We start from the raw sequence: 26931 nt of genomic DNA on the forward strand, positions 1-26931 counted from the left end.
ATTACCAAAATACGGAATTTTACTATTTAAAATAAAATCAAAACTTTATTTCAATAGAAATTTTTAAGGAATCTATGTTTTTTGAAGAAAAATATTATTTCAGAAAAAATTGAATGTCATTAATAAGTTCATCGTATGATCTATTATCTTCCGATTTCAATATTGCTCCTGTTTCAAGTTCCTCAATAATGATATCATAGCCATTGGTTTTATAATAGTCGTATGCTGAAATATAGATGAGAACATTACCCTTCTTCAGTCCTAAAGCTGTAGTATCTGCATCCCAATAATCCACAAATTCATACCCGGAAAGATCTTCCAGCGCAAATTTGTGTACTAAATTATTGATCTCAGGTATTTTATTTTCCATTCAATAAGAAATAATAAAAGGAGAAAAATAAGCAGAATTTTTGAATTAAAATAACGTCAATGAAATCTAAAATTGATATAAAAGATATTATGTTACTATCCGATGCCTTGGCAGCCCAATCTCATGTGTCTGTGGATAAGGTTTCCTATGAGTCATACTTACATCTTCCTTAATCTGTTGATGAATATCATATTGTCTTTCTCTATCATAAGAGTAACGCGGATCGGGAATCATCGGCATTTTTGCCATTTTATGGATGGTAATTGTGGGAAAATGATAATCTACTTCTACTGTTCCCAAAAGCAAATAGCATCCTCCTCCCTGAAAACCATATTGTTTCAGACTGTCCGGAAAATGTGCGGTATCAAAATAATCTCCATTTGCGTCAATCCAGGTTCCGAAATACATTTCTCCTTTCTTCGTTGGGACATGTTTTCTGGCAATCAGATAAGCCAACATTTTCACTTGTTTTTTATGAAACTTCAATAAATCTTTTACAAACACAGAACCTCTGTATCGGGTCTGTAACAAGTCGAAAGGGCTACATGAAACAGGAAAGCCAATGAGTTCAATTTCGTCAAAAGCATCTTCAAACGGTTCTCTTTTTAACTGCGGAAGTTTAAACTCCTGAACGGGTTCTTCAATCAGCATAAGCCCTCTTTGTTCCGGTTTAAAATTGACCAATAACAACCGGGCTTCAACCAAAAGCTCATTTTTAGGTTTCCCCGTAAACCTGAATGCTCCAATAAAAATTAAGATCTGGATTGTTTCAATACCGATCGGAATACGTTTAATAAAATCTTCCAGTGATTTATAATCCCCATTCTTTTCCCGTTCTTCCACAATTCCGTGGGCAATTTTTGTTTCTAATCCTTCCAAAAGCATTAATCCCAAAAAGATATCTTTCCCCTTTAACGTAGTCTGGAATTCACTTGAATTCACACAAGGAACCTGAACATTTCCGCCTGACATTTTTGCTTCATGGATATAGACTTCGGTGCGGTAAAATCCTCCCTGATTATTGATCACAGAAACCATAAACTCCAATGGATAATATACTTTCAGATAAAGACTTTGGTAACTTTCCACCGCATAAGAAGCCGAATGTGCTTTACAGAAGGAATAGCCGGCAAAAGACTCAATCTGACGAAAAGCCTCAGCAGTAAGCGCTTCAGAATGCCCCTGCTCTTGACAGGATTTAAAGAAGTTGACCTTTACTTCATTCAATTTTTCAATTGATCGCTCTTTTCCACTCATCGCACGACGCAGAATATCACCGTCAGCATGAGTAAGTCCTCCGAAATATTGTGCAATTTTAATTACATCTTCCTGATATACCATAATGCCATACGTTTCTTTTAGATTTTCCTCAAAAACAGAATGAAAATATTCAAACTGATCCGGATGATTATGCCTGAAAATGTATTCCCGCATCATACCACTTTGTGCTACTCCAGGTCTGATAATAGAAGAAGCAGCAACGAGGATTCTGTAATTGTCACATTGCAATCTTCTTAAAAGCCCACGCATGGCGGGAGATTCTATGTAAAAGCAGCCGATCGTTTTTCCTATTGCCAAATATTCATTGGCTTTTTCTTCATCTTTGGAAATGCTTGTATCACGAATGTCAACATCAATTCCTCTTGTTTTTTTAATAAGATCTACGGTATCCTTTATTGTTCCCAGACCTCTTTGAGACAGAATATCAAATTTCTCTAATTTAACATCTTCTGCCACATTCATATCAAATTGAACAATTGGAAATCCTTTCGGTGGCATTTCGAGGGCTGAATAGTTTGTAATAGGTTCTTCCGAGATTAAAATTCCGCAGGCATGCATACTCCTTTGATTGGGAAACCTTTCCATCAGCCTGACGTATGTATGGATCGTTTGTACGACAGAATTCGTTTCGTGAACTTCCATTGGCTTTTTCGTCAGTTCATCCAACTCATCTTTAGGCAGCCCAAAAGCTTTCCCAACCTCTCTGAATCTGGATTTATATTTGAATTCAACGTTTGTTCCACAAAAAGCAACGTGATCCTTCCCATATCTGTTAAAGATATATTCCAAAATTGTATCCCTGTTCTGCCAGCTCCAGTCGATATCAAAATCGGGAGGACTTTTCCTGTTAAGGTTGAGAAATCTTTCAAAATAAAGGTCAAGCTCCAAAGGACATATATCTGTAATACCGATACAATAACTGACAATGGAGTTGGCTCCGCTTCCACGTCCTACATGCATAAACCCCATTCTGTTACTGTATCTTACAATATCCCAGGTAATGAGGAAATAAGAGCAGAAGTTGAGTTCATCAATTACTTTCAGTTCTTTCTCTACTCTTATTTTTGCGATTTCATGATCTTTACCATAACGTTTTTCAAGTCCTAAATAAGCTAACCTTTTTAAAAGTTTAGCGTCAGAGTCTTTGGACTTAGTATAGTATTGTTTGTTCTTAACTTTTTCAAAATCAAATTCAAAACTGCAGGCTTCCAGCAAATTTCTGGTATTCTTTATCACCTCAGGATACCTTTGAAAAGTGCTGATGATTAAATCTTCGGATGTAAAATATTCCGATTTCCCGCAAATATCCTGTTCATTCAGTTTCGACAACAGGGTATTATTATCAATAGCCCTTAATATTTTATGAAGATTATATTCTTTTTTAGTGCTGAATGTAACCGGATGAAGAACCACCATTTTCGGAATCAACCTTTTAAATTCAGGACGGATCAATAGGTTCAGTTCTTCTTCCCGGATTCCAATACACTCATTATCTTTTAGCGTTAAAGGGATATTATCTATCGGATAAACAATAAAAACATTTTTAAATACAGGAGCTGTTTCAGAAAGTTCCCCTCCATAGCAATTGTGATCTGTCAACATTTTATTAACTTCACCAATCCCGGAGAACTCTTTTGCCACAGCAATATAAAGCAGCCTGTTTTCTTTTCTGACCTCAATTCCGGCAATAGGTTTAATTCCTGCCTTTTCACATTCTTTCTTGAAATCATAAATAGCAGTAATCGTATTGATATCTGTTAATACCAACTCTTTAATACCCAATGAATGTGCCTGCTGTACCAATTCTTCTACGGATAATGTTCCATAACGAAGGCTGTGGAAAGAATGACAATTAATAAACATGTTGAAAGATTTAAAATTATTTTCCGAAGTCAAAACCGGAGGCACGCCCTACCGCATCAGACCCGAAGCGGTTTTTGATATAATCCATTGTCTGGTATAGGCTCATCTGTTCTTCTGTATCTTCAAACAGATTCATCTGATGGTTGCCATGCACGAGTCCGGTAAAACGTAATCCTACCAATCTCAGTCTCATTCTTCTTGTATATACCTGGTTGAATAGTTCCAATGCCACTCTTGAAAGCGTATGATCAGCTGAAGTATAAGCTACCTTATGCTGTTTGGTTTCCGTATCGAAATTAGCATAGCGTATTTTTACGGCCACAGTTGAAGTAAGCCATTTTTCCTGTCTCAATTGATAAGCCAATTGCTCTGCCATTCCCGATATCAGCCGTTTTAATTCGATAATATCCATAGTATCATTGGTAAAAGTTCTCTCGGTTGAGATAGACTTTCTTTCAGAATAAGGAACAACAGGATTCTCATCAATTCCATTGGCTTTTTTCCAAAGTTCTTTTCCGTTGAGTCCGATCATTTGCTGCAGAACAAGTACCGGCATTTCAGATAAGGTATGAATGGTCCGGATTCCAATCCTTGACAACAACTGAAAGGTTTTATCTCCCACCATTGGAATTTTTTTGATGGATAAAGGATTTAAAAATGACTGCACTTCCAGCTCCTTGATTTCCATTCTCCCTACAGGTTTAGCTTCTCCGGTTCCAATTTTTGAAACAGTTTTATTGGTTGACAGCGCAAAACTTATCGGAAGTCCTGTTTCTTTGGTAATTGCCTCAGCAATTTCTTTGGTCCATTGATAACAGCCAAAAAACTTATCCATTCCCGATAAATCCAGATAAAATTCATCAATACTTGCTTTCTCCATCACCGGAACTTTTCCCTGTATAATTTCGGTTACAGTATGTGATAAATTGGAATACATTTCGTGATCGCCTCTAATGACTTTTGCATCAGGACAAAGTCTCAGCGCCATACGAATAGGCATTGCAGAGCGAACCCCAAATTTTCTGGCTTCATAAGAACATGAGGCTACTACTCCACGGTCTCCCCCTCCTATGATGAGAGGAATACCTTGAAGCTGCGAGTTATTACGCCTCTCGCAGGATACGAAAAATGTATCAAGGTCCATATGTACAATTGCACGATTCACGTTACAAATTTAGTTACGTTTTTAAACAAAATTCGTATTTTTGTTGTTACAATTTGTAACAATGTCAATTTTTTCAGATAACATACGCTTTTTAAGAGGTAAAAAAGAAAAAACTCAACAAGAGTTAGCGGATACTTTGAAACTTACCCGTTCCAGATACGTTTCTTATGAAGATGGCAGATCGGAGCCGCCTATCGAAATACTCATCAAAATCTCTAAGTTTTTCAATCTCAGTATTGACCTTCTTGTATCTGTTGACATCAGAAAGTACCCGTTGGAAGATATTCTGAAGCTTCCTGACAATCGGATTGTGTTACCTGTTGTTGTGGATCAACTAGGAAACAACAGTATCGAAATCGTCCCGCAGAAAGCATCAATGGGCTATTTATCCGGCTACAGTGATCCCGAATACATTGAAAGTCTGCAAAGAATCTCACTTCCTTTTTTAACCAACGGAAAATATAGAGCTTTTCCAGCTCAGGGAGACTCAATGCCTCCTTTTAAAGACGGCTCTTATATTATCGGAAAGTATCTTGAAAATATTGATGACCTGAAACCGAATAAAAGTTATGTTTTTGTGACTTTGAATGATGGTATTTCTTATAAAAGATTGATCTCCAGAAATAAGAAATCTATAACTGTTGCTGCTGACAACTCATTTTACCAACCTTATGATATTCCTTTGGGAGAAGTTGTAGAAATATGGCAATATGCCTCAGGAATTTTTCCTGAAGATTTTGATTCCACCAATTTTGAAAATTATAATTTTAAAGAGGTGTTCTCAGAGCTGAGAAATACTATTACGGAATTAGAAAATAAAGTTTTTAATACAAAAAATCAAACAAATGTAGTTGATTCTTAATGAATAAAATTACATAATACGACATGTTTTGTCGTATTAGCGCAATAATTTTGTTTTCAAAAACACAAATTATGGTATAGATTAAATCATTCTTAACCGTTCTTCCTCAAGGTCGAGCTGATAGAGCTGATGGCGGATAATTTCTTCGCTGACAGAAATATCTTTATTCAATTCTGAAAGAAACTGTCTCTGGCTTTCCAGCATTTCAAAAAAGATATCTTTGGTCTTTTCATTCATCCATTCAGTATTATTGTTCTGGATCTTTTCCTCCCATTGTTTCAGCATTCTTTCTAATCCTGCATGGTTGTTCAGTTCAGTTTCATGTTTGGTTTTAAGAAAATGATAAACATGCTGTTTCAGTTGATGTTTTATTTCTTCTCTGGCCTTTTTATCTTTCTCTTCATCTGTAAAATCATCAAATACATGCCCATATTTGATGAAGTAGGGCAAGGTAAGTCCCTGTACAAGTAATGTAAGAAGAATTACGACGAAAGTAATGAAGAGGATAAGATTTCTATTGGGAAAAGGAAGCCCGTTTTCAAGGGTAATCGGAATTGCCAATGCGGCAGCCAATGAGACAACACCTCTCATCCCCGTCCATCCAAGCATCAAAGGCATCAACAGGCGTCTTCTTGCAGAAGAAGCACGGGGAGCAACACTTGGCCGGAAGATCAATGTAGCCAACATCGCAGCATAAGAACTTATGATTCTGGCGGCAATCAGAATACCGGTTACTAATACTCCATATTGAATGGCTGTTCCTAAAGGAATACCTTCCCATCTCAGTCCGCCTACAATTTCAGGAAGTTCAAGCCCTATAATTAAGAAAACAATACCATTCAGGATAAATACGAAGCTCTGCCATACACTATAGCCCATAATACGGCTGGTACTATTGAGAAATATCAAGCGTTTACCTGACATATACAGACCTCCGCAAACAACGGCTAAAACTCCTGATGCATGAAATTGTTCTGCTATCCAATACATCAGATAAGGTTCAATAATCGTTAATGCAATATCTGAAGAGGCTTCTGTAGGAAGCCGTTTGTGAGCCTGTACAAAAAACCATGCGAGTACTAGCCCGATTCCTGATCCTCCAATCATCATCCATAAAAAATCCAGCGAAGCTTCCTGCCATACAAATTGTCCGGTTCCTACAGCAATCAAAGCAAAACGGAATATAATTAATGAAGAAGCATCATTCAATAAACTTTCTCCCTCCAGAATAGCAGAGGTAGTGGAGGGTATTTTTACAAATTTCATGATCGCTCCTGTACTCACTGCATCAGGTGGGGAAACGATACCACCCAGCAAAAACCCAAGGGCCAGTGTAAATCCGGGAATAAAGTAATTGGCCGTTACTGCCACTGCCAGCGCTGTAAAAAAGACAACTAAAAAGGCAAAGCTTCCGATAATACGCCACCATCGTTTCATTTCTTTAAAGGAAATTGACCATGCGGCCTCAAATAAAAGGGGAGGTAAAAAAATAAAAAAGATAAGATCCGGATTGATCTTTACAACCGGAAGACCCGGTACAAAACTAACAAGCAGCCCGAATACAACGAGTAAAATAGGATAAGCGATTTTTAACTTTGCAGCCCACATGTTGAGCAGTACAATGGCTGCAATCATGGCCAGTAAGAAAGGTAAGATGGTATGCATTTACTATTGTGTTTTATCCATCATATTTACTACTTCTATTTGATTTTTAAAAATTTAAAAGCAATTTTTATTATTTTTCATGTATAGATTAATTTAAATATCCCAAAACAAGCTTAGGCATTATGTTTTTAACCTCGGATTGAATGCTATAGAATTTTAAACAAAATTTAAATAAAAACACGTCAAGTTTCGTCGCATCTGCGCTATACTTTTGTCCTATAACAAAATAAGAAATATGGACAAAGTAACCTTAGAAAGAATTCAGAAACTTCACCCGTTGGTAAGAGATGAAGTGAAGGAAATTATACAGGAATGTGATGAAGCTCTTACCGGAAAAGCCAAGATACGAATCACTCAGGGATTAAGATCTTTTGAAGAGCAGGAAAAGCTTTATGCCATTGGAAGAATTACTTCAGGAAAAAAAGTAACCAATGCCAAGGCGGGACAAAGTATTCACAATTATGGATTTGCTGTAGATATCTGTCTGATGATTGACGGAAAAACAGCAAGTTGGGATACTGCAAAAGATTGGGATAATGATCAAGTAGCAGACTGGTACGAATGTGTAAAAATCTTTGCCCGCTACGGCTGGGACTGGGGTGGAAACTGGAAAACATTTAAAGATCTTCCCCACTTCGAAAAAAAGATGATTCCCTCTAAAAAAGGCCCTGTAAAAACCAGTTGGAGAACGCTTTTGAAGATGCCAAAAGACCAGCAGAATTACGTTATTTTTTAGTGTCATTTATTTGAAATTAAATATAATACGACACGTTCTGTCGCTTCCCCAGACTACCTTTGCTTTGTAAGAAAACAACAAAAAAAGCAATGAAATCTCAGTATGGAATCTCAATATTTTCTAACCAATTAATGGGGTTCTGTAGATTTAAGATTGCATGTGTCCTTTTAACAAACCATTAAAAATATCACATGAAAAAGACAACCATTCTTTCTTTGGACGGAGGTGGAATAAGGGGAATCGTTACCTGCATTATTCTGCGTTACATAGAAGAACAGCTCCAGTATTATGATAAGCCTGCCGCCAAGCTCGGAGATTATTTTGATCTGGTAGCGGGCAGCAGCACCGGAGGTCTGATTGCTTCTATTATTCTCTCTCCTGATGAAACCCGAAAAGCAAAGTATTCCATTCAAAAAGGGTTGGAATTATATGCTGAAAAGGGCGGCGACATTTTCCAGGTTTCCTTTTGGGAAAAACTGGTTAATCCATTCGGATTATTGAATGAAAGAATTTCCCAGGAAGCTCTTGAAAAAAACTTAAATGATTTCTTTGGAAATTTAGAATTAAAAGAATTAATAAAACCTTGTTTAATAACCAGTTATGATATAGAAAACAGAAGAGCAAAGCTTTTCAATTCATGGAAAGCCGGCCTCAGCACAGACAATTTCTATGTAAGAGATATCTGCAGAGCGACTTCAGCGGCTCCTACGTATTTCAGTCCTGTTCAGATTAAATCCATGTATGGCCAGATTTTCAGCTTAATTGATGGAGGAATGTTTGCTAATAATCCTGCGCTTTGTGCTTATGCAGAAGCAAGAAAGATTCCTTTTGCGGAAGTTTTAAAAAATCATCAGAAAGCCAATCATCCAAGTGTAAACGATATGATAATGGTTTCTATCGGGACAGGAATTGAAGCAAGACCTTATTCTTTTAAAAGACTGCAAAAAGCAGGAAAAATTGGCTGGGTTAATCCAATCGTCGATATTTTAATGTCTGCCAACGCAGAAACAGTGGATTATCAGTTGGAACAGATGTTTCAGACTCTGGGACTTAGAAATCAAAAAAATTATTACCGTTTGAACCCTTCCCTGAAAAATGCGTCTCCCGCTATGGATAATGTAAGAAGATCCAATATCGAGAATCTGATACAAGCGGGATTGAGCTATATTGATGACAACAGAGAAACTTTGAATCAAATAGTTCAGAAGCTCATCAAAAATAAAATATAAGCTTTTTACCTTATAAATACCTTATATAAGCTACTAAGATTATATTTAAAAATTAAAAAATCTTTTTTAAACACGTCAAGTTTTGTCGTTCCGCTCCATTACCTTTGGAGTATCAGAAAAGACACAGAACAACAATCCTAAAAAACTTTTAAAAAGCCATTGAATTCAACATTTCCTTATGCTGAACAGCCTGAAATATGTTCAAAAAATTATAACCAACACCTTATTACACAAAACATGGAAACACCAGATCACAATACAGATATACTCTTCGATGAAGACCTCTATACGATAGAATGGAGCGATATCGAAAATGCTGAGATGGATTATGAAAACTATCTCAATGACATTGAAAACTTTTTCAGAGAAGATTTTGAAAAAGGAATACCTGAAGAAGATATTTTTTAATTAAAAATTAATATACGACAAGTTCTGGCGCTGTTCAACATTACTTTTGAAATCTCTATAATACCCGTACAGCAATCTCATTAAATAATCTCAACACCTTTGAATTCACCATTCACAAAATGCTGAACAGCCAGAACTATGTCTTAAAAATAAAGTACAAAAGTGAACCTGTTCTTTACAAGGGCAGATCACAGCAATCAATTTATTAACCAATCACACAATGTTTTATGAAAACAAAAGAAGAACTCAAGCTCTATTTTGAAAATGGAGATATCCCAAAACAGGAAGATTTTTGGGAATGGCAAAACTCTTATTGGCATAAAGATGAGAAAATCGATATGGCAAAAATCGCAGGTCTGGAAAATGGATTACCACGTTTTAATGACTTTTATGCGGAGATCGATGAAACCGGAAATGCTTCTCTGGCTCATTTACAAGTCAAAAGAGTATTTATTAAAGCAGGAACATTATCCATTCCTGATAGGTTTCTCCTTAATACAGGAATATCAGAAATATCAATTCCTGACAGCGTTACTACCATTGGAAAAGATGCCTTCGGCAATAACCTTATTAAATCAGTACATCTTCCCGCTCAGGTTAAAACCATCTATGATAATGCATTTTCTAACAATCAGATCACAACATTATCCTTATCTGAAGGTCTTATAGAAATTAAAAATTCAGCTTTTAGCTATAACAAAATCAGCTCTTTGTCTATTCCCTCTTCGGTTGCCATGATTGGCTCCAAAGCATTTAACAACAATCCTGATTTACGGTATGTAAGGCTGGAGCACTCAACCCTATATTACGCTGATGCTTTTGATGCCCAAACAACAGTTGTGGGTGGAAGTTTAATCATTGACATGTAAATAACATTATGAAAACAAAACAAGAATTAAAACTCTATTTCGAAAACGGAGATATCCCAAAACAGGAAGATTTTTGGGAATGGCAGGACGCTTACTGGCATAAGGATGAGAAAATTGACATGCGCAAGATTGCAGGTCTGGAGAATGGTACATTCAACATACTCTATGCTGAAATAGATGCTGATAAAAATGCTTCATTAGCTTTCTTTTCAAAGAGAAAAATTGTGATAAAAGAAGGAACACTCACTATTCCCCAAAATTTCACCGCAGGTCTGCAGGTAACTGATGTAGAAATCCCTGACTCTGTAACAAGTATCCAGGAAAGAGCATTTAGTAACGGAGGCTTAACGACCATTACAATTCCTCCAAAGGTAACCGAAATTCCCAATTGGGCTTTTTATAATAACAGATTGGCGTCTTTAGTTATTCCGGACAGCATTATCAACATTGGAATACAGGCATTCACAGCCAATCAGCTGACACAGCTCCGCCTTCCTAAAGGAATAACAGTTATCTCACAAGGTGCCTTCTCTGTCAATAAACTCACATCTGTTGAGATTCCCAATGGAGTAACGGAAATTCAATCTGATGCCTTTGTCAGTAATCAGCTCACCTCAGTGATTATTCCCGATAGTGTTCTCAAGATTGAAAACAATGCTTTCAGAGATAACCAGCTTACAAAAGTAACATTAGGACCTGATACAACCTATACCCCTTATTCTTTTGACAGTACTGTGGAAATCGTGGGAGGAAAACAGATCAATTAAAACTTTAGAAAAATGAAAACAAAACAAGAATTAAAAAAATATTTCGAAAACGGAGATATTCCGGTACAGGAAGAATTCTGGGAGTGGCATGATTCATACTGGCACAAAGACGAAAAGATTCCTGCAGATCAATTAGATTATGATCTGTCTAAAAAAGCAGAGGCAAATGCATCCAATATAAACCCGCAGAATGCTCAGCTTTGGAAAGAGAAAATTGAAACTCAAACATCTATTCAGGCTCCCCAGTTAAATGGAAATGTCTTAACGGTATTTTATACAGGAGAGAATGGTGTTCAGCAAAGTAAATCTGTAGATTTAAGCAGTTTGGTAACCCGTGATATCAGCATTGAAAACGCAGTATATGATGCCTCTCAAAATATGATTACCATTACCCAGAATGACGGATCGGCTTTTCACATCAACCTCTCGGAATTCAGCATTATTCCTACGACCAATGCTGATGGAAGTGTAACATTATCACAGGAAGGACAGGAAAAAGTTACAGTAAAAAAAGTAGCTGTAACCGGCAGTTACAATGACCTTTCCGATAAGCCAACTTTTAGCGGGAATGATAACTTACAGAATGTCATCGACAGAGGTAACGGAACAACCAAGCCTATCATTTTCCAGCCAAGCCAGGGCAGAGCAGCTGAAATAAACTTCAGTCCTACCACTTATTCATTTTGGTTTGGAAATTTGAATGCGGATCATACCGGAGCTTACGGGTTAGGAATTGGTTATAATACATTATCAAAATTAACTACAGGTTCAAATAACGTAGCACTAGGTTCTTATTCTTTAACTGAAACCACCACAGGAAGATGGAATACTGCAACGGGTGTTTCAAGCGGAACTAAACTTACAACCGGGAATTTCAATGCTTTTTTCGGAACACAGGCAGGAACTGAGACAACAACAGGAAACGGAAATACGTACATCGGTGATGAGGCAGGAAACAAAAATATTGCCGGAACCAATAATACCGCACTTGGCCTGGGAGCCGCTTATTCCTTAACTAATGGAACCCAGAATACTTTTTTAGGTGCTTTTGCCGGAAATATTCATGGTAAAGCAACAGGTTCAGGAGCATGGGGTTACAATACTTTCATTGGATATAATGCCGCATCTACTACTCATGCTATGGGAGTTTGGGGTGACAACAATGTTGTAATCGGCTGTAATGCCCCGCTAGGAGGTTCAACCTTCAACAAACTGGTGATTGAATCCAATCCGGTAGCAAGACGCCATGATTTTGTAACACCTTTAATTGGTGGAGACTTTGCCGCAAGAACCCTTGATTTTGATGCTGTTGTCTCTGCAAGAAGAACGCCTTTAGCTGACAACACTTATACAAAAGTTGCAGTTCTGAATGCCGGTAATGTATTTGGATATAAAAACCTTTCCGACTTCCAGAACTACATTCCCCTCACAGGAACAGAAGTAAACAATCCTGTTTCCGGTCATATCCAATTTGAAAATGCCGAAGCACCGGAAATAGAATCCCTTCTTTATAAACTCAATACTCAGGATGGAATTAAAAACCAGGTTGGTTTCTTTCCAAGTGGAGTTTTGATTACATCAGGCAGTGTAGATAATTCTATACAATCGAATTTGGATGTCAGTAAAGATTACGGTGTACTGGCAACAGCTTATGGTGCAAAACTTAGCTTAAGCAATGCAGGAGCCTCTTTAACAAGCTTTACCGATCATTCTGATGGAAAAGGAATTATGGTAAGTAATTATCCTGATGAACCTGTTATGCTAGAGCATCAGGTATCAAATGCCAGAGGATTAAGTTCTAAAACTTATTTCGGAGATAATGCACAGGAAAATGATTATATCCAGAAACAATATGCGGATAAACAGCATTCCTACAGCACTAAAGAAGAGCTGACAGGAGGAAAATGGATCAACGGAAAGCCTGTTTATAAAAAAACCCTGTATCTGGATCAGATTCCGAGAACAGGTGAAATTGATCTGAAGGCCGAATTCCCGGATCTTGAAACCATTATCTCCAACGAAATGTTTACAGAATGGTATGATCTTAAAACCGCATTTGCCGGGAATCAATGGAGAACAAAAGTTTACATCACGATCGAAAAAGAAAGAGCTATTATAGAACTTTTAGGTACACCTGATTATGATTATTCTGTGATCAACTCGTTTACTTTAACCCTTGAATACACCAAAAAATAAGTACAAAATGCCAACAAACAATACATCAACAGCAAAATCCGCATTCACCGTCGGAAAATCCTTAATAGGAGAAGGAATTATTAACTACAAAGAAACAAACTCTATGAATACAACCAATAACGCATCACAATCACTTTTCAGATTTGTAAGTCTTAGAAACCCGCAATTAACAGAAATTAAAGATAAAAACTTAGGATTTATCCACAGACCAAAAGGAGTAACCGGTGTTTTTGATACTGCTGTAGCAGGAAGACCTGCCAAAACCTTAAAATTTGCAGCCATGAAAAGAGCTGCCGGCGAATTTAACAATGCTGGGTTCGAAAGCGAAAAGAAAATCGAAGAAGGAGCATTTAAAGATCTTCTTGTGATTGGAAGAAAGCTTTCTAAAAAAGAAACATTAGAAAGTACCGACTGGGCTTTCGTTACAGATTATTACAAAAGCCTTATTAACACCAACAGACAGCTGAACGCAGAAGGAATTGCAATATTTTCACAGCTTTGGAATAATTATATTCATCAGATTGTTACCCAGGGCGATTTCTATATCAAGGAGGCAATCAGCCACGTTCTAATGGCTATTCAGCTTGGTTTTGCAAGCAATCAGGATCTTACGGATCAGGAGATCATCAAAATTAATGGAGAAAAACCATTGGAAAAAGCATTGGATGGGAAAATTATATTGCCTTCCGTCCTGTTTTCAGAAGATATTGAAAACGTTTCTTCAGTGGCTTCAAGAAGTGCTGAAGGTTCTGAACCAGTTTTGGGGGCAAGAACGATTCAAAGACTAGAATCTGAAGCAAGAGCATCTTTTGTATCCAGCAAAGCCATCCATAGAAAAGAATCTTTGAACAAACTGAATTCTGAACTGGAAAAACTTCAGAAAAAATTCCATAAATCCAGACATCAGGCATACCAGGATGAGTATTCCAAATATATGGCAGAAAACAAAGAGCGTTTAGAACTGTATGACAGAAAGCTGGCTGAAATAGACAGTAAAATTACTCCGGACATGTCTGAGGAAGAAAAAGAACGTCTTTACAGCACTTTGAAAGAGTATGAAGTGGCTCCGTTTGTATTTACATACAAAAATGAAATTAATTTAGAAGATTTACAGGCAAAGCTTTCTCCGGAATCTTTCGACCTTTTTGTAGAACTCTTCGGCGAATCTACAACCAGCCTAACTTCTGTGGCGGAAGATACAGACAGTCTTCAGATCCTTTCACATGACACCTTAAGAATAGGAGCCCAGACCATTATTCTTGATGATGAGATAGAAAGCTACACTGATGCTTTACTTGTTGTAAGAAACAATATTTCTTCTTCTATGGAGACCGCTCTTCAAAACAGCCCTCTCCCGGAACAGCAGTATGCCAATATTGGCGGAGCTTCAGTGCCTCTTATCCAAAATACAGCCAGAACACCAATGGCATACAGCTTATATGCGCACAGTGCTTACAGGGTCTCTGGTAGCAGAGGATTTGTTAATTTTTCTTTTGAAGTTGAAGATGTGTCATGGAGCGTTGCCAATGCTAAAATTACAGCCACAACAGATGCAGCCGGAACCTTCGAGGAAAACTACAGCAATATTCCTGTGGTAGATAATAAGATTACTTTACCTGCGGCCTTGGTAGACCGATTCAGAACCAGCTTTAGTTTCAAAATAGAAATCATTTTTGATAACGGAAGCCAGGCGTATGGAGAAATTGCCACACAATATCTGAAAGAAGACTTAAACCTTACCGGAATGCTGACTTTGAAGCGTGCTGCAGTGGAAAACCCGGGTACACCTGAACCAGGCACCACCCAAAAACGTAAAAATTTCGGGATCAAAAGATTGGGAGTAGCAGATTATATGAAAGTAGTGCAAAGTGTTCATGCTTACGTTCCTGGAGAAGTTTCCAATATTGAGAACGTTATGGCCAGCGAATTGAGACACAAATCTTCCGTTTCCAGAGAATATTCTGAAGTAACAGACACAACTTCCAAATCTCAGGAAACAGAGAAGATGTCAGACACTTCCAAAACTTCAAGAACAGATATGCAAACTGAAGTTGCCAAAGAAATTGAGAAGCAGCAAAGTATTTCTGCATACACCAGATTCAGCTATGGAAATGACAGTGCTATGAAGTTTGAAATTGGGGCAGACTATGCCAATAATACTGCACAGCACGACAGTACAAGACAAGCCGTAATGAAATCTCAGGAAATTACAGAAAGAGCAATGGAAAGAGTTCTTACTAAAATTTCAGAAGAAAGAGTACAGAAAATCATCAAGGAATATACAGAAACCAATGTTCATGAATATGACAACAGAGGAAAAGTAACCAACACTGATAACGCTGAAGCAGCACAACCTAAGCACATTACCGGAGTTTACAGATGGATCGACAAGAAAATGAAAAACCAGATCTACAACTATGGTAAACGTACGATGTTTGAATTTATGGTTCCTGAACCTTCAAGATTACACCGTCTGGCTCTTACTGTTGCCAAAGCTCAGGTACTTAAGGCTCCTGTAGATCCAAGAAAGGCACCAGAACCATGGTTAATGGCAGATCCAAAATCGGCAACGATTGTACAGATCCAGCATTGGGCTCAGGAATACGGAGTAACTTTAGAGGCATTCCCGGAAGCAACCAAACAAGTAATTCATACTGCTTCCAGCGTTCCTCAGACAAATGATGATTTTGGAATTGATCATACACAATTTACCATCCCAGACAATTATGCTGGTAAAAATGCAAGTTTCGCCTGCAGATCAACAAGAAACAGAGGTGGTGGATGGTCAGGGTCACGTTATTCTGAAGTGATGTTCTCTAACTTAAAAGGAGATATGATTGGCCGTTCTGAACGTGGTGGAGACCTTAATTTTGACGATGGATCATCTGGTTTCAATATTACAGGTAATATAACTTTCCAGGTGAAGGGCCACAACGTAAGAAGTTATACCATCAAAGTAGTGGTAAACTGTGAACTGAGCGATGCCTTTATCAACAAGTGGAAAACGGACAGTTTCAACGATATTATTAAAGCCTACGAAGCTGCTTATGCCAAATTCCAGGAAGATCAGGCAAGATTAGACGCAGAGCAAAAAGAAAAAGAAGCTCAGCTTAAAGAAAGACAGGATACTTTCTACCGATATATGGAACATGATGTCTTAAAGCACAACTGTATCGCTTATTTATTACAGGATTACCTTTATACATTAGGCCAGGAAACAACCAACGGTGCCGATGAGAAAACAACCATGGATAATTTCCAGGTATACCTGAATGAAAATCTGGACAGATATACAGCCCTTGCCAAGTTTATGGAACAGGCATTTGAATGGGAAATTATGGATTATACCTTCTACCCATATTATTGGGCCAACCGTAAGAGCTGGCAGGAATTCTACATCAGCGAAAGTATGGATCCATTGTTCAGAAGTTTCTTGCAGGCAGGTATGGCAAGAATTATCGTTACCGTAAAACCAGGTTTCGAAGCAGCCGTTCAGTTCTTCCTTGAAACAGGAATCATCTGGAATGGCGGTTCTGTTCCGGTAATCGGAGATCCAATGTACATGAGTATCGTGGACGAAATGAGACAGCCAACCGGAGAACCTCAGGGTAAATACTGGATTACCAGAATCCCTACTACCCTAACGATTCTTCAGGATAAATCCACAGGACTTCCAGTAAATCAGCCATTACCGATTTTCCCGGAAAATGATCCTAAGAATTGCGAAAATCCATCAGAACTGGAGTTTGAAACAAGCTTCAGATTGGATGAAGATGCACAATTACAGCATGGAGATAAGGAAACAAGCACCTTAGATTAAACTATTCAATGAAATGGTGGCATAAAGCCGCCATTTCTTTTTAAACACTTAACACTTATAAAATGAAATCAATAAAAGCATTAGGAACTCATGACATAGCTTCATTAAAGATGCCTAAAATCACCAAAATAAGTGGCTTGGGACTTTCGCCTGAAAATAAATATGGTCATTTAAATGGAAGTGGCCTTACCTATTACCACAAATTTTTAGCTTATGGAGATATAAATAAATTGGTGGAAGAATATAATGATCCCAAATTTCTAAAAGATCATAACGATACTGATCTATTAATATTTTACTTACTTGGAAGCAAAAATGAATTATATATTACCATTACCGGGAGATCAAAAGATTACAATAAATTATTAAGCTCTCAACAAGAATTTAAATATGAAGGATTTAAGGATCATATAACATTTAAAGAATATGTTATCAATAATATCATTAATGACAGACAACAAGGATTTTCTTTTTCTCACGATGAAATTTCAACAGCTATTGATGATGCGATATCAGATTATCAATTTATTATAAGCGAACAAAATACTAAGCAGGAATCCAGATTCGCCATTCCAAGCCAGGTTTTAAAAAACAAAGTAAATTTAAAAGAGCAAGGTACTATAAAGGCTTTACAGGAAGTAAACAGAACCATTGCCAAAATGAGAGCGGAAGAAAAACATGCCTATAATGAGTGGATCATTTCTAAAGCAGATCCCTACAATTATTTTGGAATTCACTTGAACAATAATAAAGATATTTCTCTAAAAGACCTGAAACAGCTCATTGCCCAACTGAAAGATTATAAAAAGAATATGGGGGAGCTTAAAGACGGAAGAATCACCAATATTGAAGATATGAATTCCTTTGTAGAGCAAAATCTTACTGCTGGGGGAAGTATGTTCAAATGGTTCATTGATACTCCTTTCTTCAGTTTGGATATGGAAACCAGGAAAAAATACATCGAAATGTATTGTGGAGAAGAATCAGCTTTCCCAAGATTCAGTATTTCAGGAGGAATCTCTAATGGAGATATTGTTGCCGCATTATTTAAAACATGTTCTAATAAGCAGGAGCTTTTTGATATTATAATCTGTTTAGAGCAAGATGGAAAACTCTTTCATTTGCTTAATAACTTAAAATTTCAGGCATTTTCCCAAGTATGTACTATTATCACAGGGGTCTATATGACTTACATTAAAAAGGGAGAGATGTACAAAAAGTATGCAGATTCCCTTGAATTTGGCAGACAGATTTTATTTGATAACAGAACTTTCGGGAATCGTAATATTGAAGAATTTGATACAAAACACAACAAATTAAAATTCACAACAGATCTCAATCTTTTTATAAAAGTTGGAAAAATGAGTCTTGCTGCTCCTTTTCTATCAAATATGACAAGAGAAGATTTGCAAAAACCTATTTCCTGTAATCCTCTTGATATTATAAGCATCACTCCTGTAGAAGATATTGAAAAATATAAACTGAAAAAAGGTGAAATCTATTTACTTCCTGCTTGTTTTGTGTATCTCCTATATAATGAAGAAACATGGGAAACCAATATACTTGCCGCAGAAGTTACGATACAGCTAGCATTCTGTCTTCTGGGTGTAGGAGAAATTATGGCAGCAATAGAAGCAGGAAGCACTATTGGTGTGGCTTATTCTGCAGCGGGTGTAGTAATAGACGCTGGCTTTGGAGCTACATTGTTTAAAGAATTTAAAAAAGACCATCCTGTAATTACAAAATACATCCATTATGCAATGTGGGCACGTTTAGCAACCGATTTCATTAATGTAAAAGGATTATCACAAGAACTCAGAGCTTCCATGAATGCAAAGAAAATTAATTTTGAGCCCTATGAAGCAACAATAGATGGAGTAAGAGTTGTAAAAGGAACAAAAAAAACATATCAACCGCTTTCTATTGGATTGCTTAGTGTTATTCCACCTGCTATTCCAGCACTTTATGTAGCACAAGGAGGACGGAAGCTGTTATTTTATTTACAAGGAATAAAGGAATCAATAACAGATGTTACCATTTTCTTTAAAGGAGCTGAAATTTTTTCAGGTAGTAAATCTGCTGCGAAAGAATTTATGGATGCCGCGGTAGTAGTTTATAAAAATGAAGGGCAAGCAGCCATGGAAAATTTCTTCTTTGCAAAACAAGCTTCCGAAAGAACAAGAATTTTACATTCCCAGTTACCACCAGGAGATATACATGTAGGGAATTTAATTAAAAAGAAAAATGGAGAAGGATATTTCTATGAACTTCACGAATTAAATCCTACATTACATTACAAGAAAAATTGGACCGTATATGATAAAATAAAAGAAGATCAATTCTTATGTGATGTATATGTAGTAAAAGATAATGGTAAAAACTTATATTCAGGTGACTTCTTTATTCCTCCAGCTCTAAATGCAACTTTAAGGGCTAATAAAGCAGACCTTTCTGACATTAGCCTGGGGAAAACGATGTATGATGACGGTTTTGTCTCACTACAGATGGACCTTGGAAAGGAGTTTGACGGAATCTATGGTCTTTACCAAAAGAATTCTGCTTATGCTGCATATGGAGGAGAATCTGTAAATTTAACCCGATTTAAAAAAGCCATGCAAGGAAAACCTATTACAAAAGATAATATTATAGAGGCCGTAAAACAAATTACACCTTATAAATGGGCAAAAGAAAAAGGCTTTGATAAGATTGAATTGAAAACTCCTATGAATGAATTTAATGATCTTTTAGGGGATATTAATAAATTAGAAGAACTAAAAGTAATATATCACAAATAACCATTATTATGAAAGAAGAAAAAATAGATAAAATCATAATTTCATTAACAGATGTAAAAAAAAATGGATTGTATAATCCAGATGGAACCTATGTAGGCTTTGATATACGCACGGAGGACTATAAAGAAAATCCTGAATGGAATGAATTTGATTTCAAAAAAGAAGTTTTTGAAGAACTTTTAGGAGAAGACTTTGGGAAGAAAGACTTTTACTATGAACCCAACACATGGGAATTTGTTGTTGATGCACTCGAAAATAAAATTAGAGATGTGCTGAAAACAATGAAGAAAGTACCGGAAGAGCATACCAAAAATCCTATGGAATATCTGAAAACTTATAAAAACGAGCACTTTGACCCGATGACAAATCGTTCTGTTTTTTATGAGGATATTAAAGAATTTCTTGGTGAATTATATCATTATAATATTCGGGAAAATGTCAGAGATAAAAATTTATATTATTTCCAGCTTTTTTATAATCATCTAAAAAGTAGTTTCGAGGAAGGTTACCCTTTATATATTACAGTAGCTCCTATTGAAGACCAAGAAAATATATCTCTTTAAAAAAGATATATTAAAATAAAACACGACACGTTTTGTCGCATGAACCGCATATATTTGTCTTATAAAACTTTACCATGAAACGCAGCGCTGCTGCACCCTAAAAATAGAGAAATGAAGAAAGATTTTTATCTGACAAGATATGCCTTAATAATTAAAAGATTAGAAAGTTCTCCGGCTACCTATTCACAGCTGGAGGACTATCTTTTAAACTCTTTTGAATTCCAGGATGCAGGAATCAAGAGCTACTCTATCCGTACCCTGCAGAGGGATATCCGGGAGATTTCCGATCTTTTCAACCTTTCTATCCACAACAAAAAAAAGGGCGACAACCGGTATTATATTGAAAGCCGCCCCATTATGGAAGTGGATGAATACAACCAAAAGTTACTCGAATCTTTTCAGGTGAGTAACGCGATGAATACCCACCCTGATTTTTCAGATTTTATCTTTTTTGAAAGTAGAAAACCTACCGGTGTAGAACATTTTTATGATCTGTTCTTCGCCATCAGAAATAAAAGAGTGGTAAGTTTTGAACACTACAATTACAAGAACAAACTGATGACCTCCAGAAAAGTGCATCCTTTGGCTTTAAAAGAATCTAAAGACCGATGGTATCTTATTGCTATTGATACCAAAGACAAAGTTTTAAAATCATTCGGGCTGGACAGAATTAATTATCTGGATGTAGCCAAAAATCAGTTCAGGGAAAAGTACAAATACAACTTCAGAGAGCATTTCAAAAATGCATTTGGGGTGATGAACCTGGCAGAACAGAAACCACAGAACATTGTATTAAAATGCAGCCGCCATCAGGGAGAATACATCAGAAGTTTTCCTCTTCATCAGTCGCAGAAAGAAACCAAAGAGACTCCCGAAGAGATCTATTTTGAGTTCTTCCTCCACCCTACTTATGATTTCATGCAGGAAATTCTTTCTTTTGGAAAAGAAGTTACTGTTCTGGAACCGAAAGGTTTAGTTGATGACATCCGCAATCATTTGCAGGAATCTTTAAACCGTTATCTTGAAAACTGATCATAGAGAAAGTATTTCATATTTTTTGTTATATTTACATAAATATACCCTTATTGAAAACTTTATTCATTGGCATCTGTTGCTTTATCTCTTCCTTTTTTCTTGCTCAGCAGAAAGAAGAGTTCAGACTTGTAAAGAGCTACTATAACCAACACAGAAATATGTTGAATAAGGAGTTCAAAAAGAAATTTGATGCCGAACCCAATACGGTAAAAAAAGCTGCAATAAAAGGGGACTTCCTTTTTTTTATGAAAAAAATGGATAGCATTGAAAACAATGCCCTGATCGGGGCTTTATTAAAAGTCAGAAATCTGGAAGACCTTCAAACCATCAAAAGTCCTCGCTTTACCTCATCTGAAAAGTTTGCAGATGCTGAAAAGATTGCAGATTATCCCGGAGGTATCAATTCTTTGAGACAGGAAGTAGCCAATCTGCTCTATGTTGATGGCGTCTATTCTCAGGAAAAATTGATAAAGACGGATGTGGATTTTATTGTTGAGAAAGATGGAACAGTCAGTAATGTTCATGCGCAGGGAGATAATTTCACCTTCAACAGACAGGCAGAAATAGCTTTATATTCTCTCGCAGAAAAGTTTTCCCCGGCAATGCTGAAAGGTGACCCTACTACTTACCGCTTTACACTTCCCTTAACTTTAACGATAACGGATTAATGTTTACCGACGAATATTATATGAAAATGGCGCTGCAGGAAGCAGAAGCCGCTTTAGAAAAAGATGAGGTTCCTATCGGGTGCGTTGTAGTTTCCAACAACAGAATTATTGCAAGAGCCCACAACCTCACCGAAACATTAAATGATGTGACCGCCCATGCTGAAATGCAGGCCATCACCTCAGCAGCCAACTTCCTGGGAGGAAAATATCTGAAAGACTGCACGCTTTATGTAACCATGGAACCCTGTGTGATGTGCTCAGGTGCACTTTCCTGGTCTCAGATCTCGAAAGTAGTGATTGGAGCGCGGGATGAACAAAGAGGTTTTATCAATAAACATCTTTCTCTCCATCCGAAAACAGAAGTGATTACAGGAATTATGGAAACCGAATGTTCTTCTATCGTTAAAGAATTTTTTAAAAGTAAAAGATAACCCGGAGTCATTCGAAAAAATCAAATGTATTTGGGTTGAAATAATAACATATAAAAAGCCAGAGGATAAATTTCTCTGGCTTTTGTTTTTATAAATGTTACAATTCTTTCTAGTCCGTTTTCAAAATACAATATCTCACCAGATCAAAATATTCTCCGTCCTTTTTCACTTCCTTTATCAGAACAGCCTCTTTCTCCATTCCTATTTTCTCCATAATTCTCCCCGAAGCGGGATTGTGAAGGAAATGAGTAGCAAAAATTTTGTTAAACTTCACTTCATTAAAACCAAAATCTACTATTGCTTTTGCAGCTTCCGTAACGTAGCCTTTATTCCAGTAAGGGATTCCTATCCAGTAGCCAAGTTCGGCTTTATCATCATCCCTGTCATGAAGCCCGATAGCTCCTATGATCTGATTTTCTTTATTCCGGACCGCAAACGTATATCCGGTATGGTTATCAAAAGCTTCTTTTGACATTTTCACCCAGGATCGGGCGTCATTTTCCATGTAGGGATAAGGAATATTGGAGGTCAGATCAGAAAAAATCCTATGCTGAAGAAGTTCAACAATAAAAGGGATATCCTTTTCTTGCAGTGGTGAAAGAATCAGTCTTTCGGTTTGTAGTACGGGAAATTTTTCCATTATGTTAATAGTAAGATTGAGAAACTAAAGTATCAGCTGGATTCAACCTCAACCATAATTATTTAAATTTATAAATCTTTCCCCAGAAAATAAAGACCTTTCAGGGTGTGAAGCCTGTCCATCACATGGATCTTATCCGTCAGAGGTTTGTAGACATGGGAAACACCTCCTGTTGCTACTACAAAACAATCATCATTTACTTCCTCATTGATGCGGGTTACAAAACCTTCTACCATGCCAAGAAAGCCATATACCATCCCACTCTGCATACAGGTTACCGTATCCAGTCCCAAAACAGATTTGGGTTTCTTCAGTTCAATATCCGGAAGTTGTGCAGTCTGGTTGATCAGTGAATTCAGAGACGTTACAATTCCCGGAGCGATAATTACCCCTAAAGTTTCTCCTGTTTCAGCCACACAGCTTGCGGTAAGGGCTGTTCCGAAGTCTATGACAATTTTCTTTCTGTTCGGGTACAAATTGTGTGCAGCTACCAGATTTGCATAAATATCAGTTCCCATCTGCTTGGATTTTGCCTGCACTCCGGAAGGGGTATTCCGGTCCACAATGACAGGATTTTTTCCATGAATTTTTTTGATCCCTGAGCTCATTACTTTGGTAAGCTGAGGTACTACCGATCCGATAATTACCTTATCAATCTCTTTGGGATCAATTTTATAGGTCTGATATAGCATCAGCATCTGTACATAAAGTTCATCTGCCGTTCTGTAAGGCTTTGTATTGATTACCCACGAAATATCACAATTATCACCATTGAAAAGACCAAATCTGATATTGCTGTTTCCTACATTTATTACAATTGAATTCATTGACATATTTTTCAGAAGAAATTCACGATATATAATTGAAATTTCCGCTTAATTTTGAGGCAATAAATTTAATAATTTTAAGAAAAAGAACCTGTCATTATCAAACTAAATTACAATGACTCACTTATTTTTTCTTTCCTGGGAACAAATCTGTATATTTAATTTCACAATACAATTATTCAAAACATATCATGAAAAAACTGATCATCGGTACTTTACTATGCCTCAGCGTCTCCATTTTTGCACAATCCGGGAATTCAATGGCAAACATTTTACAAAAAATAAAGAGTCAGTCAAAAATTGACACTAAGGATAGAATGGTGTATGATCTGATGGATGAGTTTTATCAAAAAAATCTTCAGGCAGATAGTGATGAAATGACTCCCGAGTTTACACAAAAATTTCAAAAAGCAGTTTCTGATCCGGATACCAAAAATATACATCTGCTTTATCTTTTTCTGATGTATCAGCAGCATATCAGCCAGGCAGTAGCAGAAGGGAAAAGTCCCAATCCTGTGTTTCAGATAGAAACTATGCATCTTCTGGAAAGTGAAACAAAAGAAGTATATGGAAAACTCCCGGCAATCATTCACATTTTTAAAGCAGAGGCCTTAGATAGCGGCTCAAAAAAAGAAGAAGCACAAATTACGATTGCAAACGGCTTAAAAGAATATCCGGATTCTATTCCTTTAAAAGTTTACAGTTATTTAAATACCAAAGATGAAACCTTAAGGCAGGACCTTATCAAAAATCATCCGTATCACTGGATGGTGCAGCAATTTGGAATAAAATAAAAAAACCACAGACTTATCTGTGGATTTTATTTATATCTATTTATTGTTATTTCACTTCAACAAAATTGTTCTCCATATTCACATCTGCAATTCTCTGGCTGAAATCAATTCCCAGAACAGATAATTGAGATTTTGTGTAAGGAATGGTAAGCGTATATTCTTTCTGAGTCCATGGCCAGTAAGGCATTGTTTTAAACTCTCCATACACATCCTTTTCTTTCCATGTATGCGTCATATTCATTGGAATCTGATAAGTAATTACTTTCTTATCCGCAGTCATCACTCCAAAATCAACAGGCATCGGAACCTGGCCATTGTTGACTAAGGTAATGGTGGTAGACTTGGCATCATATTTCACATCCTTAATTCCGTAATCAATTGTTTTTGTGGTATTGATCCAATAGTTATGGAACCATTTCAGATCCATCCCCGAAACTTTCTGAGCAATATGAAGGAAATCTCTGTCTGAAGGATGCTTCATGCTCCATTGATCATAATACTGCTTTAAGGTTTCTGCCAGTTTCTGCTCCCCCATAATGTACCCAAGCTGCACCAGATACAATTCCCCTTTTACATAAGATGCATAAGTATAAGCAGTACCGTTATCATGATGGTCTCCCAGCCAAACGGCAGGTTCTTCAATTCCTTTTTTAACAAAGTTTCTGTAGGCATCTAATCTTTCAACAAAAGGATTTGGTAAATCTTCAGGAAATAGCTGATACATCGTATATCCTTCCGCATAGCTTGTGAAACCTTCATCCATCCACGGACGTACAGATTCATTCGTAGCAAGCATCTGCTGATACCATGAGTGAGCTCCTTCGTGAGCCATTAAGCCCATTAAATCTTTAACGCTTTTAGCTTCTCCTAAAATCATGGTACACATTCCGTATTCCATTCCTCCATCTCCTCCCTGGATAAATGCATAAGTTGGATATACATATTTTCCGAAGTGGGAATTCATGATTTGAAAATACTTAGTAATATAAGGCTGAGATTCACCCCATGCCTTAGTTTTATCATTTTTCTGATAAACCAGATATACTTTTGGACCTTCCGGAACATTGAAGCTTTCTACAGAATAATCTCTGTCTGCGCTCCATGCAAAATCAAGAATATTCTTTGCTGTCCATTTCCAGATTGCTTTTTTGTCTTTTTCTGTTTTTATTTTGGCATTGGCATCGTAGCCTTTTACTTCTGTTGGATTTTCCAGAATTCCTCCTGCTCCTACGACATAATCTTTGTTGATCTTAATGGTAACATCAAAATCGGAGAACGGCGCATGGAATTCTCTTCCCAGATAATCGAAAGTGGCCCAGCCGTCATAATCGTACTCCGCAATTTTAGGATACCACTGGGTCATGGTCATATCCACTCCTTCTCTATTGTTTCTTCCGCTTCTTCTGATCTGCTGAGGTATTACAGCATCCCAATCCATGGTAAATGTAGTCGTAGAATTTGGCTTGATAGGTTCTGCCAGATATACTTTCATAATGGTTTCCTGAACTTCAAATTTCAGGTCTTTCCCATTTTGTTTAATCCAGTGAATATTTTGAGTTCCTTCCTGATCTTTAGGAATGGAAGCAAGTCTTGAAATCCCATCTTTCTGCAGCCTTCCATCACCATTTTTCCCTTGTGAAGCCACTCTCTGATCCATCATAGAATTTGGTTTGAAAGCATTCCAGTATAAGTGGAAATAAACCACATTCAGCTCGTCCGGAGAATTATTGGTGTATTCTAAAGTTTGTTTTCCCTGATAGGTAAATTTTTCAGCATTGACATCAATATCCATCTTGTACTTCGCAGCCTGCTGATAATAAGCTCCTTGCTGAGCCTGAAATTGTGAAATGATAAACGCAAAAATGATTGCAGCCGATTTTCTCATTTAAAATTTTATTTTTTTTTAAAGGTAGGTAATTTAACTAAGAACCTCAAATAGGAGTTATT

21 protein-coding genes are annotated in these 26931 nt (G+C 36.9%); 14 read left to right on the plus strand and 7 right to left on the minus strand.

The features are described from left to right. Positions 1–94: 94 nt before the first annotated feature. From RAH34_RS08545 to dinB, 3 genes are all read right to left on the minus strand, one after another. On the minus strand, positions 95–370 hold the full coding sequence (locus RAH34_RS08545; protein ID WP_306595851.1) for a hypothetical protein: 276 nt from the start codon (positions 368–370) through the stop codon (positions 95–97). Between the two features lie 87 nt (positions 371–457). Continuing rightward, entirely contained in the window at positions 458–3514 is a 3057-nt protein-coding gene (locus RAH34_RS08550; protein WP_306595852.1) for a DNA polymerase III subunit alpha, read from the minus strand. A gap of 16 nt (positions 3515–3530) precedes the next feature. Next, positions 3531–4679, minus strand: a complete 1149-nt coding sequence (dinB, locus tag RAH34_RS08555) for a DNA polymerase IV (protein WP_306595853.1) — start codon at positions 4677–4679, stop codon at positions 3531–3533. Positions 4680–4740: 61 nt separating this feature from the next. Between dinB and RAH34_RS08560 the strand changes: the two genes are divergently transcribed. Beyond that, complete coding sequence (locus RAH34_RS08560) at positions 4741–5541, plus strand: LexA family transcriptional regulator (RefSeq protein WP_306595854.1); 801 nt, start codon at positions 4741–4743, stop codon at positions 5539–5541. Between the two features lie 81 nt (positions 5542–5622). On the opposite strand, the gene RAH34_RS08565 is transcribed toward RAH34_RS08560, so the two are convergent. Further along, complete coding sequence (locus RAH34_RS08565; protein ID WP_306595855.1) at positions 5623–7206, minus strand: Na+/H+ antiporter; 1584 nt, start codon at positions 7204–7206, stop codon at positions 5623–5625. A 235-nt stretch (positions 7207–7441) separates the two neighbouring features. Here RAH34_RS08565 and RAH34_RS08570 point away from each other — a divergent pair, with 235 nt between their 5' ends. The 12 genes from RAH34_RS08570 to RAH34_RS08625 all read left to right on the plus strand — a co-directional run bounded on the left by RAH34_RS08570 (position 7442) and on the right by RAH34_RS08625 (position 22723). Beyond that, complete coding sequence (locus tag RAH34_RS08570; protein ID WP_114822270.1) at positions 7442–7942, plus strand: M15 family metallopeptidase; 501 nt, start codon at positions 7442–7444, stop codon at positions 7940–7942. Positions 7943–8133: 191 nt separating this feature from the next. Beyond that, positions 8134–9171, plus strand: a complete 1038-nt coding sequence (locus RAH34_RS08575; RefSeq protein WP_114822269.1) for a patatin-like phospholipase family protein — start codon at positions 8134–8136, stop codon at positions 9169–9171. Between the two features lie 237 nt (positions 9172–9408). Next, entirely contained in the window at positions 9409–9579 is a 171-nt protein-coding gene (locus RAH34_RS08580; protein WP_162800971.1) for a hypothetical protein, read from the plus strand. A gap of 227 nt (positions 9580–9806) precedes the next feature. Further along, complete coding sequence (locus RAH34_RS08585; protein WP_306595856.1) at positions 9807–10448, plus strand: leucine-rich repeat domain-containing protein; 642 nt, start codon at positions 9807–9809, stop codon at positions 10446–10448. Positions 10449–10456: 8 nt separating this feature from the next. Then, a complete protein-coding gene (locus tag RAH34_RS08590) occupies positions 10457–11215 on the plus strand; it encodes a leucine-rich repeat domain-containing protein (RefSeq protein WP_306595857.1) in 759 nt (252 codons plus the stop codon). A 12-nt stretch (positions 11216–11227) separates the two neighbouring features. Next, complete coding sequence (locus tag RAH34_RS08595) at positions 11228–13411, plus strand: hypothetical protein (protein WP_306595858.1); 2184 nt, start codon at positions 11228–11230, stop codon at positions 13409–13411. Positions 13412–13418: 7 nt separating this feature from the next. Continuing rightward, entirely contained in the window at positions 13419–17231 is a 3813-nt protein-coding gene (locus RAH34_RS08600) for a hypothetical protein (protein ID WP_114822265.1), read from the plus strand. Between the two features lie 62 nt (positions 17232–17293). Then, complete coding sequence (locus RAH34_RS08605; RefSeq protein WP_306595859.1) at positions 17294–20026, plus strand: hypothetical protein; 2733 nt, start codon at positions 17294–17296, stop codon at positions 20024–20026. Positions 20027–20034: 8 nt separating this feature from the next. Beyond that, positions 20035–20589 (plus strand): hypothetical protein, encoded by a 555-nt coding sequence (locus RAH34_RS08610; protein WP_306595860.1) that lies wholly within the window; start codon positions 20035–20037, stop codon positions 20587–20589. 111 nt (positions 20590–20700) lie between these two features. Then, a complete protein-coding gene (locus RAH34_RS08615; RefSeq protein WP_114822262.1) occupies positions 20701–21621 on the plus strand; it encodes a YafY family protein in 921 nt (306 codons plus the stop codon). A gap of 53 nt (positions 21622–21674) precedes the next feature. Further along, a complete protein-coding gene (locus RAH34_RS08620; protein ID WP_228412052.1) occupies positions 21675–22292 on the plus strand; it encodes a hypothetical protein in 618 nt (205 codons plus the stop codon). Next, positions 22292–22723 carry a nucleoside deaminase gene (locus RAH34_RS08625; RefSeq protein ID WP_114822261.1) on the plus strand — a complete coding sequence of 144 codons (432 nt, stop codon included), beginning with the start codon at positions 22292–22294 and terminating at the stop codon, positions 22721–22723. The genes RAH34_RS08620 and RAH34_RS08625 overlap by 1 nt, the downstream gene beginning before the upstream one ends. A gap of 109 nt (positions 22724–22832) precedes the next feature. Here the strand turns inward: RAH34_RS08625 and RAH34_RS08630 are convergent, their stop codons facing one another. Then, positions 22833–23363: a GNAT family N-acetyltransferase gene (locus RAH34_RS08630; protein ID WP_114822260.1), complete on the minus strand. Its 531-nt coding sequence runs from the start codon at positions 23361–23363 to the stop codon at positions 22833–22835. 68 nt (positions 23364–23431) lie between these two features. Then, positions 23432–24190: a type III pantothenate kinase gene (locus RAH34_RS08635; protein ID WP_114822315.1), complete on the minus strand. Its 759-nt coding sequence runs from the start codon at positions 24188–24190 to the stop codon at positions 23432–23434. A 191-nt stretch (positions 24191–24381) separates the two neighbouring features. Here RAH34_RS08635 and RAH34_RS08640 point away from each other — a divergent pair, with 191 nt between their 5' ends. Then, positions 24382–24984: a hypothetical protein gene (locus tag RAH34_RS08640; RefSeq protein ID WP_306595861.1), complete on the plus strand. Its 603-nt coding sequence runs from the start codon at positions 24382–24384 to the stop codon at positions 24982–24984. 46 nt (positions 24985–25030) lie between these two features. On the opposite strand, the gene RAH34_RS08645 is transcribed toward RAH34_RS08640, so the two are convergent. Further along, complete coding sequence (locus tag RAH34_RS08645; RefSeq protein ID WP_306595862.1) at positions 25031–26869, minus strand: M1 family metallopeptidase; 1839 nt, start codon at positions 26867–26869, stop codon at positions 25031–25033. Positions 26870–26931 lie beyond the last annotated feature (62 nt).

The sequence above is a fragment of the Chryseobacterium sp. WLY505 genome, from assembly GCF_030846215.1.
Lineage (GTDB): Bacteria > Bacteroidota > Bacteroidia > Flavobacteriales > Weeksellaceae > Chryseobacterium.